This is a genomic window from Dongia sp. (genome assembly GCF_041909655.1).
In the GTDB taxonomy this organism is placed as follows: Bacteria; Pseudomonadota; Alphaproteobacteria; order Dongiales; family Dongiaceae; genus Dongia.
Map to the genome: position 1 here is coordinate 553,087 of NZ_JAYRDA010000002.1, position 14,814 is coordinate 567,900.

Below are 14,814 nucleotides of genomic sequence, written 5' to 3' on the forward strand. Positions count from 1 at the left end.
GGGGGCGTCCGGTCAATTATCTAGGCTTTACCCAAATCCATTGAAGAGACCCGCCATGACTGAGATTTCCTCGGCCACCCTCCGCGCCACTTCGTTCAGCCCGCTGCGCCTGGAAACCCGCTCCAGAACCTTCCGGATCGGCGCTGTGCTTCTTGGCACGCTCTTCCTCGCCCTCGCCTCCTGGATCGAGGTGCCGATGTATCCGGTGCCGATGACCATGCAGACTTTCGCCGTGACGCTGGTCGGCGCCTTCTACGGCTGGCGCCTCGGTGCCGTCACGATCCTTGCCTGGCTCGGCGAAGCCATGCTGGGTCTGCCGGTCCTGGCCGGCGGCGCGGGTGGCCTGGCGCATTTTGCCGGCCCGACCCTGGGCTATCTCGTTGCCTTCCCGATCATGGGTGCGGCGGTGGGCTATCTCGCCGAGCGCGGCTTCACCCGTTCCCTGCCGGTGGCCTTCGGCGTGATGCTGTTTGCCAATCTGCTCTGCCTGGCGATCGGCGGTGCCTACCTCGCCTCGCTCATTGGCCTCGAGAAGGCGCTGGCTTTGGGCGTCACTCCGTTCATCCTGGGCGGCATCCTGAAATCGGCCCTCGCCGCGTTGACGGTGAAGGCGAGCCAGCGTCTCACCCGCCAGTAAGCAACCCGTGACGGTCAGACTGCGCGCGCATCACCTGCTCTGCATGCTCACTTACGTGGGCAAGGGATACAGCACAGCCTTCACCGAGAATTTCGACCGTATCTGCGAACGGCTGGGGCGGGGCGAGGACATCGAACTGGTCGATGGACCGGACGATGTCTGCGCCCCGCTTCTCGCAGACGAAGAGCCGCATTGCCATAACGAGAGCGTCCTCGTCCGCGACGCGGAGGCGCTGGCCGCGATCAGCCGCCAGTTTGATCGACCTCTCGCCAGCGGCGCTCGCGTGACACTAAATCCGCCACTTCTGGCGGAATGGCGCGCGGCCTTCCGCGACGGTGCGACACGCGCGGCCTGTCATTCCTGCGAATGGCACGACCTCTGTACCGAGATCGCCAATAACGAATTTCCCGAAATCAGATTGCGCGCCGGTTGACGAAGGCGACGCGCCAGGCGGCGCCGAAGCTCTGCCCCTCGATGTGATCGAGGCGTGTCACCGAGCAATTATCGACCGAGAAGCCGAGAGCGCGTTCCGGCTCGATATTGAGCGCAGCCGCCAGTGCCGCGCGAATGGCGCCGCCATGGGTCACCACGACGATGTCATTCCCGGCATGCGCCAAAGTGAGGCGCAGCAGTGCTTTCTCAACCCGCGCCACCACATCGGCAAAGCTTTCGCCATTCGGCGGCCGTTCCGTGGCGGGGGCGTGCCAGAACCGGTGATAGGCACCGTCCCGCGTGGCATCGAGTTCGGCATAGGTGAGGCCCTGCCAATCGCCGAAATGCTGCTCGACCAGATCCGGTTCAATGAGCGGCGCCAGGGGATCGCGTCCCTGCCCGCGATGCAAGGCGGCCAGCGTCTGATGCGTACGGCGAAGATGTGTGGCCACCCAGATCGCTTCCATCGGCAGAAACGTGGCCAGGCCGCGAAAGGTGGAATCGTCGCTGCAATCGGCGTCGTAATCGTCCTGGCCATAGATGCGGCCATGGGCGCCGATCACCGGCGCGTGACGCACCAGCCAGAGTTTGGTTTCCGTATGATCCATAATCGAGATCGATTCAGATGAGCGTGACCAGATTGATGAGAATCGCCATTTCCGCCACCTGCTCGACGGCGCCCAGAACATCGCCGGTATAGCCGCCGAATTTCTTCTGCGCCAGTTTGGCGATGAGCCAGGTGGCCGCAAGCGCTGCCAGCAGGGCGACCAGCGCCGCCACCGGAGCGATGGCGATGACGGCGATGATAAGGGCGATCGCCAGCGACCAATTGGCGGCGGTGACGCTGGGCCGGCCCGCTTGCGCGGCCAATCCTTCGCTGCGCGCCAATCCCATCCGGCTCATGACCAGCGGCAGGACGCCGCGCGCCAGCGCATGCGTGGCGACCAGGGCGCCAGCCACCAATTCCGGCGCGCCGAGGGCTGCCAGGGCCGAGACCTTGATGGCGGTCGCGAAAATGAGCGCCAAGCCGCCATAGCTTCCGAGCCGGCTGTCGCGCAGGATTTCCAGGCGTTTTTCGACACCGCCCCGGGCCCCCAGGGCGTCGCAGACATCGGCCCAGCCATCTTCATGGAGAGCGCCGGTCACAATCCCCGTCGCGGCCACGGCAAGCAGTGCCGCCAGCAGGGGAGAGAGGTCGATGAGGATCGCCAGATAATAGATCAGCGCGCCGATGAGGCCGACGATCAGGCCGGCCAGGGGAAAAGCGCGCACGGCATCGCTGAGCGACCCATCCACCGCTTTCACCGGCAGGCGGGTGAAAAAACCGAGGCAGAGCCAGAAATCGCGCTGCCAGGCCGCAAGCGCGCTGCCGGCCCGGGCCTGTCGGTCAGGGCCGCCGGATGCGCCCGGATTGGGGTCTTCCGCGGGGGATGGGCTGGTATCTGTCATGGCCGAGATTGGATCCCAGGATACTGGCGGGTTGGAGGCCGGCGGGTTATAGGACAGCCGCCGCTATCTGGGGCGCCGCTGGCTGGGGTCGGCGACGGAAAAATGACTGCATGCATGGCATGATTGTGGAGCAAGGCGAGATGTTGGACAACCGATCGATGGCGACTTTTGCGGAAATGCGGCGAATCATCGCTGAATTTCCGGGGCCGGATCAAGCCGCCGCGGCGGAAACCGCCGCCCGCGAGGGGCAATTGACCAAACCCGCCGGTGCTCTTGGCCGGTTGGAGGAACTTGCCGCCTGGCTGGCCACCTGGCAGGGGCGCACACCGCCTGCGATCAATCATCCCCGCGTCGCCGTGTTTGCCGGCAATCACGGCGTCGCCGAACTCGGCGTCTCGGCTTTTCCCGCCGCCGTCACCAAGCAGATGGTTCTGAATTTCACCCATGGCGGAGCCGCGGTGAACCAGCTCTGCAAGAATGCCGATGCCGATCTCCGCGTCTATGAAATGTCGTTGGACGAACCGACCCAGGATTTCACGCAAAGGTCCGCCTTGTCCGAAATCGAAACGGCGCGCGCCATGGCCTATGGCATGATGGCGGTGGAGCCGGGCGTCGACCTCGTCTGCCTCGGCGAGATGGGCATTGCCAACACGACCGCCGCCGCCGCGCTTGCTGCCGCGTTGTTCGGTGGCACTGGCACCGATTGGGCAGGTCCCGGCACCGGCGTCCACGGTGCTCAGCTTTCCCGGAAGGCCGAGGTGATCGATCTGGGCCTTGCCAAACACAAAGCGAGCTTCAACGATCCGCTGGCGATCCTCGCGGCCCTGGGCGGGCACGAGCTTGCCGCCATCACCGGCGCCGTGATCGCCGCGCGCATGGGCCGCGTGCCGGTCCTGCTCGACGGTTTCGCCACCACGGTCGCGGCATCGGTTTTGCTGAAGCTCGATCCCACGGCACTCGATCATTGCGTCGTGGCGCATTGCTCGGCCGAACCCGGCCATCGCCGCCTTCTTGAAAAGATCGGCAAGAAGCCACTCCTCGATTTCGGCATGCGCCTTGGCGAAGCATCGGGGGCCGCCCTCTGCATCCCGATCCTGCGCGCAGCCGCGCTCTGCCACAGCGGCATGGCGACCTTTGCCGAAGCCGGCGTCAGTGGTAAGGATTGATTTCCGTTCACCATTGATTCTCGCCGGAGCTGCATGAGCCAGGAACTCGCCCGCGCCTTTCTTCTCGACCGGTTGGGGCTGCGTGGGGCCTTCTGGTCGCGCGAACAGGCAAAGCCGCGGGCGGTCGGCCTCGGCATGATGCAGATCGACAGCATCCGTTCGACCGGCCTGCGCAATCACGAGATCGCCTGGATTGCCCGCACCGAGGCGCCGATCGCCGATCTCTACGAGCTCTATTACCGCGACCGCGGGATGCTGGAGACGCATTACCCGCTCTTTGCCACCAGACGCGATTGGGTGCCGTTCTTCCTCAAGGATTTTGCGAAGGCCGTCAATCAGGAGCGCCTGAAGGAAATGCGCCCGCTGATGCGGCGCGTGAAACAGCATATCGCCGCGAACGGTCCCGTCTCGCCCGCCGATCTCGACAGCGAGCGCGTGGTGGGCGGCTTCAACACGATCAAGGCGACCACGCGGGCGCTCGAATATCTCTATCATACCGGCCAGGTGCAGATTGCCGGCCGCACCGGCAATTTCCACCGCCTGTTCGATCTCACCGAACGCGTGGCGCCGGAATTGCTGACGCCGCCAGCCGATTACCGCGCGAAGCACAAGGAATTCTTCGTCCTCTCCGCCCTCGCCGTCCTCAAGATGGCGACGCCGCAGCAATTGGCCGAGCGCGTCTCGCATCATGTGGGGTCGTGGCGCGGCGGCGGCCTGCCGGTCGCGCGGAAGCTGATCGAACAGGCGCTCGATCATCAATTGATCGATTGGATCGAGGTGCTGGAAGGCGATACGCATCACCGTTTCCTCGCCTTGAAGAGCGATCTCGACGCCTTCCGGGCCAGCTACCAGCCGGCGGACGAGATCGTCCGCCTGGTGCCGCCCCTCGACAATCTGATGTTCAGCCGCCGGCGCTTCACCGAGCTCTTCGGCTTCACCTACAAATTCGAAGCCTATACGCCCGAAGACCAGCGCCGCTTCTATTTCGCGATGCCGCTTGCCTATCGCGACCGCATCGTCGGCCTCGTCGACGGCAAGAAAGAGGGCGATGATTGGCGTCTTACTGGGCTGGAACTCTATCACCCGGTGCCGATGGACGCCTTGCGCATGGGGATCCATCGCTTCGCCCGCATCGCCGGGTGCAGCCGGGTGACCGCCCCCAGCAGCATCAAGCGCGATCACAAGAAAGCGCTGGCCGGCAGGATCGAATAACCTCCCTCGATCGCCCAGATTGACGATATCCCCTTATTGTCACCCGATAATGTGAGTTTTTCGACAGCCTTGTCATCGGGTTGTCATGGATGCCATGGCACAAGCGGCTCCATGCTGCAGACAAAGGTGAGCATGGGGCCGGACATGTTGGAGCGTAGCGAAAGTGAGCTGCGTCCGGCCGAAATTTCCGTCGCCGAAACCGCCGACCGGGCCCGTGCCTTCACCCTGCTCGCCCGCGATCTCGCCAGCCCCGGGCCGGCGCTGCAACCCGAGGCGACCGGCGCCACGGTCCTCGACCTCTTCCGCAGCAATGCCGCCTTGCCGCTCCTTGCCATCACCGATGCCGACGGGATCATTTTCGGCGCGGTCGAACGCGATCATCTGCTCTCGGTCTTCGCCCAGCCCTTGTGGTTCGACGTCTATTTCAAGCGCTCGATCCAGCCGCTGATGAATCGCACGCCGCTCATCGTCGACGAGATGGTGCCGCTCGACGACATCAAGCGCCTCATCACGACGCAGCATGCGGAAGCGATCGAATCCGGTTTCCTGATCACGCGCCAGGGCCGGTTCCTGGGGATCGGCACCATGGCACGGCTCCTGGAACTCACCGTCGAACAGGCGCATCGGCGCCTCCAGCAATTGGACGAGGCGCGCAATGCCGCCGAATTCGCCGCCGCCTCGCGCGCGCGGTTCCTCGCCACCATGAGCCATGAATTGCGCACACCCTTGAACGCGATCATCGGCTTTTCCGAATTGCTCCTGGGGTTGCCCGATTCCGGCCGCGAGGCGCCGCAGCTCGGCGACTACCTCGGCGACATTCGCGGCAGCGGCAAGCATCTTCTCGATCTCATCAACGACATTCTCGACTATTCGAAGCTGGAAGCCGGCGCCTTGACGCTGGCCCCGGCACCCTTCCATCTCGACGAAATGCTGCATTCGGCCGTGGGCGTGGTGCGCGGCCAGGCCGCCGCGCGCGAGGTCGCACTCGCCTTCGATGCCATGTCGGGCCTCGATCTCGTCGCCGATGAGCGGCGCCTGCGTCAGGTGGTGATCAATTTGCTCTCCAACGCGGTCAAGTTCTCGCCCCAGGGCGGCAAGGTCCTCATCCGCGGGCATCGCGACCTCGCCGGGTCGCCGGTGATCGAGATCGCCGATCACGGCATCGGCATCGCCGCCGCCGATCTCGAACGCGTCTTCGAACCCTTCACGCAGGTGGAGAGCCATCTCAACCGCAAGAACGAAGGGACCGGCCTCGGCCTCTCGCTCTCGCGCCAGATCATGGCGCTCCATGGCGGCCGGCTGCATCTCGAAAGCACATTGGGGATCGGCACGACCGCGATCATGACCCTGCCGCCCGACTGTCTCGGCGAAACTACTCGCCGACCTGCAGCAGCAGCCCAAGTTTCCGCGCCCGCGCAAAGCTGAAGATATAGACCGCGATCCCGGCGACGATCAGGGCCGCATTGAGGCCCAAAGCCGCCATGAAATGGTCCCAGCGGAAAACACCGTCGAAGAGTGCCGCGCGCATGCCTTCAAAGACATGGGTCGAGGGAAGCGCCCAGGCAATCGCCTGCGCCCAGCCCGGCAGCACGCCGATCGGGTAATAGACGCAGGAAAAGGGTGCCAGCAGGAAAACCAGGAACCAGGCCATGTTCTCCGCTGCGAGGCCGAAGCGCAGGATCATCGCCGTGACCAGCAGGCCCAGCGCGCAGCCCATGATGAGAAGGTTGAAGAAGAAGGCGAGGAGCGGGATGCCCAAAGTGAAGATCGAAAAATCATAGAACGGAATGGCGAGCAGCATAGCGGGCAAGACGCCGATCGCCGCGCGCACGAAGGCCATCGCGATCAACGAGACGATATGCTCCAGCGGCGTCAGCGGCGAGCAATAGAGATTGGCCAGATTGCGCGACCACAATTCCTCGATGAAGGACAATGAGAAACCAAGCTGGCCGCGGAACAGCACGTCCCACAGCATGACGCCGGCCAGCAGCACGCCAAAGGCATTCGCGATATAGCTGGAATTGGTGGCGAGGAATTGCGACAGGAAGCCCCAGATCACCATCTGCATGGTCGGCCAATAGGCCATTTCCACCAGCCGCGGCCAGGATCGCCGCATGGTATAGAAATGCCGCAGGCACATGGCATTGACGCGGTTGAGCGAAAAGCCCATCACGACACCACCGCCGCATCGCCCACGCGCCGGTCGCGGGCGATGTCGAGGAAGACCTCTTCGAGATTCTGCCGACCGAAGCGATAGATGAGATCGTCGGGTGTGCCGCGATCGACGATCTTGCCACGCCGGAGCATCAGCACCTCATCGGCCAGGCGCTCGACTTCGCCCATATTGTGAGAGGCCAGCAGGATCGCAGCGCCCGTTTCCTTCTGGAACACTTCGAGATAGTGCCGCACCCAATCCGCCGTATCGGGATCGAGCGAGGCAGTGGGCTCGTCGAGCAGCAGCAATTCCGGCTTGTTGAGCAGCGCCTTCGCGAGTGCCACGCGCGTCTTCTGCCCGGCCGAGAGCGAGCCCGTGCGCCGGTCGATGAGCGCGCCCAGATCCAGCGCCTCGGTCAGTTCCGCGATCCGCTTCGCCGGTTCCCTGAGCCCATAGAGCCGCGCGAAGATGGTGAGGTTCTCGCGCGCCGACAGGCGATGCGGCAGATCGACATAAGGCGAGGAGAAATTCATCCGCGGCAGGACCCGGGCACGCTCCGTCGCGATATCGCAATCGAAGAGGCGGATGCTGCCGGCACTTGGCAACAGCAGGCCCAGCAGCATCGATATGGTCGTGGTCTTGCCGGCGCCGTTGCCGCCCAGAAGGGCCACGGTCTGGCCCGCCGCCACATCAAAGCTGATGCCGCCCACCGCGGCCATCTCGCCGAAGCGCTTTTCCAGGTTTTCGACGTGGACGATGTTCATGATGCCGTGCCGGAAGCTGTGCCACCCTCAATAGCGCAAGGCGTGCCACCTGGGAAAGAGGTCATCCCCGAGTCGCGTTCCCCTGTCGGCAAGTTTGCAAGACTCCGGGCGGGGCCTTTGCTACCCTTGCCGGGAAGCCTATCGCGTGTCCCCAAGGAATCCATGACCACCGAAACCATTCCCGCCCCCGCCCGGTTCCGTCAATTGGAGCGCCGCTCCGTCCGCGGCCGCGTCCGCCTGCAGACCCTTATCGCCATCCGCTGGGTGGCGGTCGCGGGCCAGGCCGGCTCGCTGCTCTTCGTCGATCTGGTGCTGGGCTATGAGATCCCCTTGCTGCCGGCGATCCTCGCCGTGGCGACGCTGGCCGTGGCCACCTTGGTGCCGCAGCTAAGGCGGAAATCCTCGGCCCGCCTCACCGACCGGGATTCCGCCCTCTATTTCGCCTTCGACATGGTGCAGCTCTCGGTCCTGCTCGGCCTCACCGGGGGTCTCCACAACCCCTTCTCGCTCCTGCTCCTTGCCCCGGTCACGGTTTCGGCGGCAGCCCTCAGCTACCGCTCGACATTGGGCCTGACGGCGCTGGCCATCACCTGCATCAATGTGTTGGCCTTCTTCCATTTGCCGCTGCCTTGGCCGGGAGAAAGCCATTTCACCTTGCCCCCCGTCTTCGTGCTGGGCCTCGCCATAGCGCTCGGCCTCGCCGCGGTCTTCATCTCGATCTATGTCTTCAAGGTGGCCGAGGAATCACGCCGCGTCGCCGATGCGCTGATGGCGGCGCAATCGGCCCTCGACCGCGAACAGCGCATCTCCTCGGTGGGGGCGCTCGCGGCAGCCGCCGCCCATGAACTGGGCTCGCCTTTGGGCACCATCTCGCTCATCGCCAAGGAACTGACCCGGGATCTCCCCGCCGATTCACCCTATCGGGGCGATGCCGAATTGCTGCTCTCCCAGGCCGAACGCTGCCGGCTGATCCTGGCCGAGATCGCCGCCCGGCCCGAGGAAAGCTCGAAGGACCATTTTCATGTCCTCCCCGCCCCGCTCCTCATCGAGGTGGCGGCGGAACCCTTCCTGCGCCCATCGGTCGCACTGCGCATAGAAACCTTGCCGGATAGCGGCGAAAGGCAGCCGCCCTTGCTGCCGCGCCGGCCCGAGATCCTGCATGGCCTCGGGAACCTGTTGCAGAACGCGATCGAATTCGCCAAGGAGGAGGTGCGGGTCGCCATCGCCTGGAACCGCGCCGAGATCAGCATCACCATTTCCGATGACGGCAGCGGCTTTCCGCCGGACCTTCTGGCCCGGCTGGGCGATCCCTATGTCTCGGCCTCGGCACCCTATGCCGGCAAACTCGCCGGCCGTTTCGGCGGCAAGCTCGCCGCCCGCGATGGCGCGGGGCGTCAGGGCGGCGAGGCCAAGGCCGAGCGCAAGGGCGATCATATGGGCCTGGGCATCTTCATCGCCCAGAATCTGCTGGAGCGCGTGGGCGGCCATGTGCAATTCAGCAATAACAGCTTCGGCGGTGCCGAGGTGAAAGTGGTCTGGCAGCGCAGCGCCTTTGAAGGCGACCTGCCGGAGACACGTTGAGACGATACGCGACTAAGACGATACGCGATTGAGACTGGAACCTGACGAGGGAAACGAGGCATGACCGAGACAAGCGACAAGAGCCTGCTGATCATCGATGACGACGCGCCCTATCGGCAGCGCCTCGCCATCGCCCTCGAAAAACGGGGCTTCCAGGTGACCCAGGCGGAAAGCGTCGAAGCCGGCATCGCCGCCGCCAAGGCCACGCCGCCCCGTTACGCCGTGGTCGATCTGCGCCTCGCCGATGGCAGCGGCCTCGACGTGGTGCCCGAGATCAAGAAGAGCCGCGCCGATTGCCGCGTCGTGATCCTGACCGGCTATGGCAATATCGCGACCGCGGTCGCCGCCATCAAATCCGGCGCCATCGATTACCTGCCCAAGCCCGCCGATGCGGATCAGGTCGAGGCAGCGCTCCTCGAGCACAAGGACGCCCTGCCGCCGCCGCCCGAACAGCCGATGACCGCCGACCGCGTGCGGTGGGAACACATCCAGCGCGTCTACGAGCAATGCGACCGCAACGTCTCGGAAACCGCGCGGCGGCTGCGCATGCATCGCCGCACCCTGCAGCGCATCCTCGCCAAATACGCACCGCGCGCATAGTTGATGAGCTTCTGGGACAGTTACATCGGCAAGTTGCGCCTCAAGATCGGCAACGATCTGCTCCTGCTGCCAGGCGCCTCATGCCTCTTCGTGAACGCGGCCGGACAGGTGCTGCTGGAGCGGCGCAGCGATTTCGGCGTCTGGGGCATACCCGGCGGCAATATGGAACCGGGCGAGGATATCGTCACGGGTACGCGCCGCGAGATGCTGGAAGAAACCGGCTACGAAGCGCCGGACCTCTTTCCCTATGGCTATGCGTCGGATCCCGCCACGAAGACCCTCACCTATCCGAACGGCCATCGCTGCCAGTATTTCATTCTGATGTTCTGGGCGCCCTGGCCCGCCGGCCGCGAGCCCGTCGCCTCGGCTGAATCCCTCGCCTTTGCCTGGCACGCACCGGATTCCCTGCCCACCGATTGCATGCCGTCGGTCCCCGGTTCAATCGCTGCCTATCAGCGCTTCGCGGCCACCGGCATTTTCCAGATGATCTAAAAATCTCCCGCGCAGTTTCCCCGCGCGGAAGATCGCCTCGGCGGTTCAGCTATCCTTGCCCATCTTCGCATCGACGCTCCACGGCCCCGGGCCGCGGAAGACGAAATAGAGGAAGACGAAGCAATAGAGGATCGCGGCGTCGCCGCCATTGACCGCCGGCATGAACAGACCGCCCGGGGCATGGGCCATGAAATAGGCGACCGCCATGGTGCCCGAAGCGAGGAAAGCTGCAGGCCGGGTGAAGAGACCGAGGGCGATGAGCGCGCCGCAGATGAGCTCGATCCAGCCCGCCCACCAGCCGGGTGAGCCCGCCGGGACCTCAAAGCCGAGGGGTGGCCAGCCGAGATGCTTGCCGGTCCCATGGGCGAGGAAAATCAGCCCCGACATAATGCGCAGGATGCTGAGGACCTTCGGGGCCCAAGGGTTGAGCTGTTCTTTGAGAGCCATGGGATGTTTTCCTTTGCGGGCTGAAACGATGATGTCTCGATGGAAATCTGAGCAAACCTTGGCAACCACCACGGAGGTGGGCTTGATATAGGTTAACCGAGCGACTCGGAAACCACCAAGAACGCACCAAACGGGAGAGAAGATCGATGATCACCGCGGATTTGAAGGGCAAGGTCGCCTTCGTCACCGGCGCCGCTTCGGGGATCGGTCTGGCCGTGGTCGAGCGCCTGGCCGCCAATGGGGCGGCTGTCGCGCTCAATGATCTTGCCCACAATCCGCGCCTTGCCGCCGAAATCGCGCGCCTGCGGGCCGCCGGGCACAACGTGGCGCCCTTTCCCGGCGATGTTTCGAAGCCCGACGACGTCGATGCGATGGTCGCGGCGGCGGCATCGCATTTCGGCCGCCTCGATTACCTCGTCAACAACGCAGCAACACCTGGCACGTCGAAACCCATCCCGGTCGACGATTTCGCCGCGATGGACGAGGCCTTTTGGGCAAAGCTGGTCAGCATCAACCAGATCGGTCCCTATCGCTGCCTGAAAGCCGCGGCGCCGCATTTGAAGAAAGCGGGTGGCGCGGTGGTGAACGTCGCCTCAACCGCGGGCCTGGCTTACGGCGCCTCCTCCTCGGTCTACGCCTCGACCAAGGCGGCGCTCATCCTGCTGACCAAGGAATGGGCCTATGCCATGGGGCCGGAGGTCCGCGTCAACGCGATCGCCCCCAATGTGGTGGATGGCTCCGGCTGGGATTGCCGCTTCGATCCGGCCGGCATGGCCGCCACCATCGCCAAAATGCCCTTGAAGCGCGCGGGCAAACCGGAAGATTACGCCGAGACCATCTTCTATCTGCTGGCGGGCGCGCCTTACGTCACCGGCCAGACCATCGTCATGGATGGCGGCGGGGCGCGGTAAATCTGGCGCTCTCCTTTTTTCTCCTCCCCCCTTCAGGGGGGAGGTAGGAGGGGGGCATGGGTTCGCACCATTCTTCACTTGCTTGCCCCCACCCTGCCCTCCCCCGGAAGGGGGAGGGAAACTTAGTGAAACGCCGCCTAATCCCGGTCCTTGTCGAAGGGATTGTCCGTCCGCCGCAGGATGAGCCGCACCGGTGTGCCGGGCAGGTCGAACACTTCGCGCAGAGACTTCACCATGTAGCGGTAATAGGCGTCCGGCAGATCGTCGGCCCGCGCCGCGAAGAGGGCGAAAGTGGGTGGCCGCGTCTTGATCTGGGTGATGTAGCGGATCTTGATGCGCCGGCCCGCGACCAGGGGCGGCGGATGCTGGGCGACGACGTCGGCCAGCCAGCGGTTGAGCCTTGCTGTGCCGACACGCTTGTTCCAGGTACGGTAGATCGAAAGCACGGCGCCCATCAGCTTGTCGAGACCGCGACCGGTCATGCCGCTGATGGTGACGACCGGAATGCCCTTGGCCTGCGGCAGCGACCAATCGATGCGCTCGCGCAGTTTCTTCAACTGCTCGTTCTTGTCCTCGATCGCATCCCATTTATTGGCGGCGATGATGAGGGCGCGCCCCTCTTCCACCACCTGTCTTGCGATGGTGAGATCCTGCTTTTCCAGCATGTCGTGTGAATCGAGCACCAGCACGACCACATGGGCGTATTGGATGGCGCGCCTGGTATCGGCGCCGGAGAGGCGTTCCAGTTTGCCGGTGACGCGCGCATGGCGCCGGAGGCCGGCGGTATCGATGAGCCGGATCGCCTGATCGCCCCATTGCCAATCGATGGCGATGGAATCCCGCGTGATGCCGGCTTCGGGCCCGGTCAGCAGCCGGTCCTCGCCAAGGAGCGCGTTGACCAGCGTGGACTTTCCCACATTGGGACGGCCGACAATGGCGAGCTGCAGATGCTTGGGCGCTTCGGGTTCGGGGACTTCCTCGCTCTCGCCAGTATCCTCGTCGAGATCGAGCGGGGCCACTTCCTCAAGCTCGGCATCGCGGGCGATCTTCCGGTCCGCCGCGTCTTCCGCCTTCTTCTTGATCGCGATCGGCTCCAGCGCGTCATAAAGCTCGCCCAGGCCCTCGCCATGTTCGGCCGAGATCGGCAGCGGATGGCCGAGGCCCAAGCGGAATCCCTCGAGGGCCGCGGCGCTGCCGGCATGACCTTCCGCCTTGTTGGCGATGAGGATCACCGGCTTTTTTGATTTCCTGAGCAGCCGCGCGAAATGCTCGTCGAGGGGTGTCACCCCGGCGCGGGCGTCGAACACCATCAGCGTCGCATCGGCCTCGGTGATCGCCGCTTCGGTCTGTTCGCGCATGCGCGCTTCCAGGCTGTCATCGGTCGCATCCTCGAAACCGGCGGTATCGATCACGGTGAAGCTGAGCCCGCCCAGCGAGCCTTCGCCATAGCGGCGGTCGCGGGTCACCCCCGGCGTGTCATCGACGATGGCGAGACGCTTGCCGATCAGACGGTTGAACAGGGTCGACTTGCCCACATTGGGGCGGCCGACGATGGCAATGGTTAGGGCCATAGCTTGCGAGGCCGATCATCAAACAGAATTAAGTTGTCTCAACGAAGCGCGATCAGTTCCGCGTCATCCGAGAGCATGAACACCATTTCATTGGCGACCACCGGCGGCAGATGCGACCGGTCCGGCAATTCCTGCTTGCCCAGCACTTCGCCGGTATAGGGCGAGATCGAGAGGGCGATGCCGTTGGAACCGGTCACCAGCAGCCGGTCGCCGACCAGCACCGGTCCCGACCAATAGACCGGATCTTCGCGCGCTTCCATATCCTCGAAAGGCGGCAGCGGGCGGACCCATTTGATGCGGCCATCCTCGCGGGTGACGCAGACCACTTCGCTCGACGAGGTCATCACATAGATGAAATCGCCGGCGACCCAGGGCGATTGCGTGCCGCCGAGATCCTTGTCCCAATAGCGCTCGCCGCGCCTGAGTTCGATCGAAGCCATGACGCCACCATTGCCGATGGCGATGACGCGGTCGCGGTCGATCACCGGACGGCCGCGGATATCGGACAAGGCGGCCACCGACGAGGTGCGCGCGCGGCCGGCGAGGCTGTCGGTCCACAGCGAATTGCCGTTGACCACGTCGAAAGCCAGCAGCTCACCCGAGGTATAGGCGGCGATGACGACATTGCCGAGCACCGCCGGGGTCGAACCGCCCAGCAGCCCCGCAGCTTCCTCGACGCCCGCATTCGACCACAGGCGGCGCCCGTCATCGACGGCATAGGCGACCAGCTGGTTGTCGATGGTGATGACGAAGACGCGGCCGTCGCTCACCGTCGGCGCCGAGCGCATCGGTGCGGGCGCGGTGGCGCGCCAGACGAAGGCACCGGTCTTGGCATCCAATGCATAGACCTCGGCATAGGGCGTGGTGATGAAGATCTTGCCTTCCGCCACCGCGAGACCGCCGCCGAAAAGATCGTCATCCTCGTCTTCCGGGGTCATGTCGGCCTGCCAGACGACGCTGCCGGTCTCGACATCGAAGGCGCGCACCAGCGATTCCGCGTCGAGCGTATAGACCAGACCTTCGGCGACGACCGGCTCGCTCAGCAGACGCTGCGCGGAATCCGCCGAGCTGCCGATATCGGCCGACCACACTTCGGTGAGCACATCGGCACTCGCCTGCAGATGATACATGGCATGGGTGGGATTGCCGCCGACCTGCGCCCAGCCGTCATTCACATAGGGCTTGGGCAGCCGCACCGCGACATCGGCCAGAGTGGGATCGGCGTTGAGTTCGGTATTGAGCTGCAGCACCGAGACGCGCTCGCCGGGCAACGGGACCTTGGCCTTGTCGCAGGCCGAAAGGGCAAGAGCCGCGGCGATCGTGCCGATCGCCAGCCACGCCGACCGCTTCGCCGTCATGTGAATCTGATGCTTCATGGTCTCGCTCCAGGCCCCCGG

16 protein-coding genes are annotated in these 14,814 nt (G+C 64.7%); 9 read left to right on the plus strand and 7 right to left on the minus strand.

Annotation, left to right across the window (positions count from 1 at the left end; all coding sequences use genetic code 11):
* Nucleotides 1–55 precede the first annotated feature (55 nt).
* Both ACE3PR_RS05685 and ACE3PR_RS05690 read left to right on the plus strand, forming a co-directional pair.
* Nucleotides 56–637, plus strand: coding sequence for a biotin transporter BioY (locus ACE3PR_RS05685; protein ID WP_374369108.1), 582 nt, complete (start codon nt 56–58; stop codon nt 635–637).
* A gap of 7 nt (nt 638–644) precedes the next feature.
* Nucleotides 645–1,070, plus strand: a complete 426-nt coding sequence (locus ACE3PR_RS05690) for a DUF1284 domain-containing protein (RefSeq protein WP_374369110.1) — start codon at nt 645–647, stop codon at nt 1,068–1,070.
* Here ACE3PR_RS05690 and ACE3PR_RS05695 read toward each other — a convergent pair.
* Nucleotides 1,051–1,677 carry a histidine phosphatase family protein gene (locus ACE3PR_RS05695; protein ID WP_374369112.1) on the minus strand — a complete coding sequence of 209 codons (627 nt, stop codon included), beginning with the start codon at nt 1,675–1,677 and terminating at the stop codon, nt 1,051–1,053. The genes ACE3PR_RS05690 and ACE3PR_RS05695 overlap by 20 nt on opposite strands.
* 13 nt (nt 1,678–1,690) lie before the next feature.
* Complete coding sequence (cobS, locus tag ACE3PR_RS05700; RefSeq protein WP_374369114.1) at nt 1,691–2,518, minus strand: adenosylcobinamide-GDP ribazoletransferase; 828 nt, start codon at nt 2,516–2,518, stop codon at nt 1,691–1,693.
* 140 nt (nt 2,519–2,658) lie between these two features.
* Between cobS and cobT the strand changes: the two genes are divergently transcribed.
* The 3 genes from cobT to ACE3PR_RS05715 all read left to right on the plus strand — a co-directional run bounded on the left by cobT (nt 2,659) and on the right by ACE3PR_RS05715 (nt 6,321).
* Nucleotides 2,659–3,684: a nicotinate-nucleotide--dimethylbenzimidazole phosphoribosyltransferase gene (cobT, locus tag ACE3PR_RS05705; RefSeq protein WP_374369116.1), complete on the plus strand. Its 1,026-nt coding sequence runs from the start codon at nt 2,659–2,661 to the stop codon at nt 3,682–3,684.
* 33 nt (nt 3,685–3,717) lie between these two features.
* The gene (locus ACE3PR_RS05710) at nt 3,718–4,896 is read left to right on the plus strand and encodes a DNA glycosylase AlkZ-like family protein (RefSeq protein ID WP_374369118.1); all 1,179 of its coding nucleotides are present in this window, start codon (nt 3,718–3,720) and stop codon (nt 4,894–4,896) included.
* A 111-nt stretch (nt 4,897–5,007) separates the two neighbouring features.
* Complete coding sequence (locus tag ACE3PR_RS05715; RefSeq protein ID WP_374369120.1) at nt 5,008–6,321, plus strand: sensor histidine kinase; 1,314 nt, start codon at nt 5,008–5,010, stop codon at nt 6,319–6,321.
* On the opposite strand, the gene ACE3PR_RS05720 is transcribed toward ACE3PR_RS05715, so the two are convergent.
* Both ACE3PR_RS05720 and ACE3PR_RS05725 read right to left on the minus strand, forming a co-directional pair.
* On the minus strand, nt 6,269–7,066 hold the full coding sequence (locus ACE3PR_RS05720) for an ABC transporter permease (protein ID WP_374369330.1): 798 nt from the start codon (nt 7,064–7,066) through the stop codon (nt 6,269–6,271). The two genes, ACE3PR_RS05715 and ACE3PR_RS05720, sit on opposite strands and share 53 nt — an antisense overlap.
* The gene (locus tag ACE3PR_RS05725) at nt 7,066–7,815 is read right to left on the minus strand and encodes an ABC transporter ATP-binding protein (RefSeq protein ID WP_374369122.1); all 750 of its coding nucleotides are present in this window, start codon (nt 7,813–7,815) and stop codon (nt 7,066–7,068) included. The genes ACE3PR_RS05720 and ACE3PR_RS05725 overlap by 1 nt, the downstream gene beginning before the upstream one ends.
* A gap of 162 nt (nt 7,816–7,977) precedes the next feature.
* Here ACE3PR_RS05725 and ACE3PR_RS05730 point away from each other — a divergent pair, with 162 nt between their 5' ends.
* The 3 genes from ACE3PR_RS05730 to ACE3PR_RS05740 are packed head-to-tail and all read left to right on the plus strand — an operon-like array spanning nt 7,978 to nt 10,488.
* Nucleotides 7,978–9,396, plus strand: a complete 1,419-nt coding sequence (locus tag ACE3PR_RS05730) for an ActS/PrrB/RegB family redox-sensitive histidine kinase (protein WP_374369124.1) — start codon at nt 7,978–7,980, stop codon at nt 9,394–9,396.
* 60 nt (nt 9,397–9,456) lie between these two features.
* Nucleotides 9,457–9,996 carry an ActR/PrrA/RegA family redox response regulator transcription factor gene (locus tag ACE3PR_RS05735; protein WP_374369126.1) on the plus strand — a complete coding sequence of 180 codons (540 nt, stop codon included), beginning with the start codon at nt 9,457–9,459 and terminating at the stop codon, nt 9,994–9,996.
* Nucleotides 9,997–9,999: 3 nt separating this feature from the next.
* The gene (locus ACE3PR_RS05740; RefSeq protein ID WP_374369128.1) at nt 10,000–10,488 is read left to right on the plus strand and encodes an NUDIX domain-containing protein; all 489 of its coding nucleotides are present in this window, start codon (nt 10,000–10,002) and stop codon (nt 10,486–10,488) included.
* Nucleotides 10,489–10,533: 45 nt separating this feature from the next.
* Here ACE3PR_RS05740 and ACE3PR_RS05745 read toward each other — a convergent pair whose 3' ends face one another.
* Nucleotides 10,534–10,935, minus strand: a complete 402-nt coding sequence (locus ACE3PR_RS05745; protein ID WP_374369130.1) for a DoxX family protein — start codon at nt 10,933–10,935, stop codon at nt 10,534–10,536.
* Nucleotides 10,936–11,081: 146 nt separating this feature from the next.
* Here ACE3PR_RS05745 and ACE3PR_RS05750 point away from each other — a divergent pair, with 146 nt between their 5' ends.
* The gene (locus ACE3PR_RS05750; protein ID WP_374369132.1) at nt 11,082–11,846 is read left to right on the plus strand and encodes an SDR family NAD(P)-dependent oxidoreductase; all 765 of its coding nucleotides are present in this window, start codon (nt 11,082–11,084) and stop codon (nt 11,844–11,846) included.
* 137 nt (nt 11,847–11,983) lie between these two features.
* On the opposite strand, the gene der is transcribed toward ACE3PR_RS05750, so the two are convergent.
* Together der and ACE3PR_RS05760 are read right to left on the minus strand one after the other, a co-directional pair.
* Nucleotides 11,984–13,417, minus strand: a complete 1,434-nt coding sequence (der, locus tag ACE3PR_RS05755) for a ribosome biogenesis GTPase Der (protein ID WP_374369134.1) — start codon at nt 13,415–13,417, stop codon at nt 11,984–11,986.
* A gap of 38 nt (nt 13,418–13,455) precedes the next feature.
* The gene (locus tag ACE3PR_RS05760; RefSeq protein WP_374369136.1) at nt 13,456–14,793 is read right to left on the minus strand and encodes a PQQ-binding-like beta-propeller repeat protein; all 1,338 of its coding nucleotides are present in this window, start codon (nt 14,791–14,793) and stop codon (nt 13,456–13,458) included.
* Between the last annotated feature and the right edge of the window lie 21 nt (nt 14,794–14,814).

Excerpts from the sequence above, each read along its gene's own strand:
- ACE3PR_RS05715 (WP_374369120.1), top strand. The coding sequence starts at position 5,008 with ATGCTGCAGACAAAGGTGAGCATGGGGCCGGACATGTTGGAGCGTAGC.
- ACE3PR_RS05685 (WP_374369108.1), top strand. The coding sequence starts at position 56 with ATGACTGAGATTTCCTCGGCCACCCTCCGCGCCACTTCGTTCAGCCCG.
- ACE3PR_RS05740 (WP_374369128.1), top strand. The coding sequence starts at position 10,000 with ATGAGCTTCTGGGACAGTTACATCGGCAAGTTGCGCCTCAAGATCGGC.
- ACE3PR_RS05695 (WP_374369112.1), bottom strand. The coding sequence starts at position 1,677 with ATGGATCATACGGAAACCAAACTCTGGCTGGTGCGTCACGCGCCGGTG.
- ACE3PR_RS05725 (WP_374369122.1), bottom strand. The coding sequence starts at position 7,815 with ATGAACATCGTCCACGTCGAAAACCTGGAAAAGCGCTTCGGCGAGATG.
- der (WP_374369134.1), bottom strand. The coding sequence starts at position 13,417 with ATGGCCCTAACCATTGCCATCGTCGGCCGCCCCAATGTGGGCAAGTCG.
- ACE3PR_RS05730 (WP_374369124.1), top strand. The coding sequence starts at position 7,978 with ATGACCACCGAAACCATTCCCGCCCCCGCCCGGTTCCGTCAATTGGAG.
- ACE3PR_RS05735 (WP_374369126.1), top strand. The coding sequence starts at position 9,457 with ATGACCGAGACAAGCGACAAGAGCCTGCTGATCATCGATGACGACGCG.
- ACE3PR_RS05750 (WP_374369132.1), top strand. The coding sequence starts at position 11,082 with ATGATCACCGCGGATTTGAAGGGCAAGGTCGCCTTCGTCACCGGCGCC.
- ACE3PR_RS05760 (WP_374369136.1), bottom strand. The coding sequence starts at position 14,793 with ATGAAGCATCAGATTCACATGACGGCGAAGCGGTCGGCGTGGCTGGCG.
- ACE3PR_RS05720 (WP_374369330.1), bottom strand. The coding sequence starts at position 7,066 with ATGGGCTTTTCGCTCAACCGCGTCAATGCCATGTGCCTGCGGCATTTC.
- ACE3PR_RS05745 (WP_374369130.1), bottom strand. The coding sequence starts at position 10,935 with ATGGCTCTCAAAGAACAGCTCAACCCTTGGGCCCCGAAGGTCCTCAGC.
- ACE3PR_RS05710 (WP_374369118.1), top strand. The coding sequence starts at position 3,718 with ATGAGCCAGGAACTCGCCCGCGCCTTTCTTCTCGACCGGTTGGGGCTG.
- cobS (WP_374369114.1), bottom strand. The coding sequence starts at position 2,518 with ATGACAGATACCAGCCCATCCCCCGCGGAAGACCCCAATCCGGGCGCA.
- cobT (WP_374369116.1), top strand. The coding sequence starts at position 2,659 with ATGTTGGACAACCGATCGATGGCGACTTTTGCGGAAATGCGGCGAATC.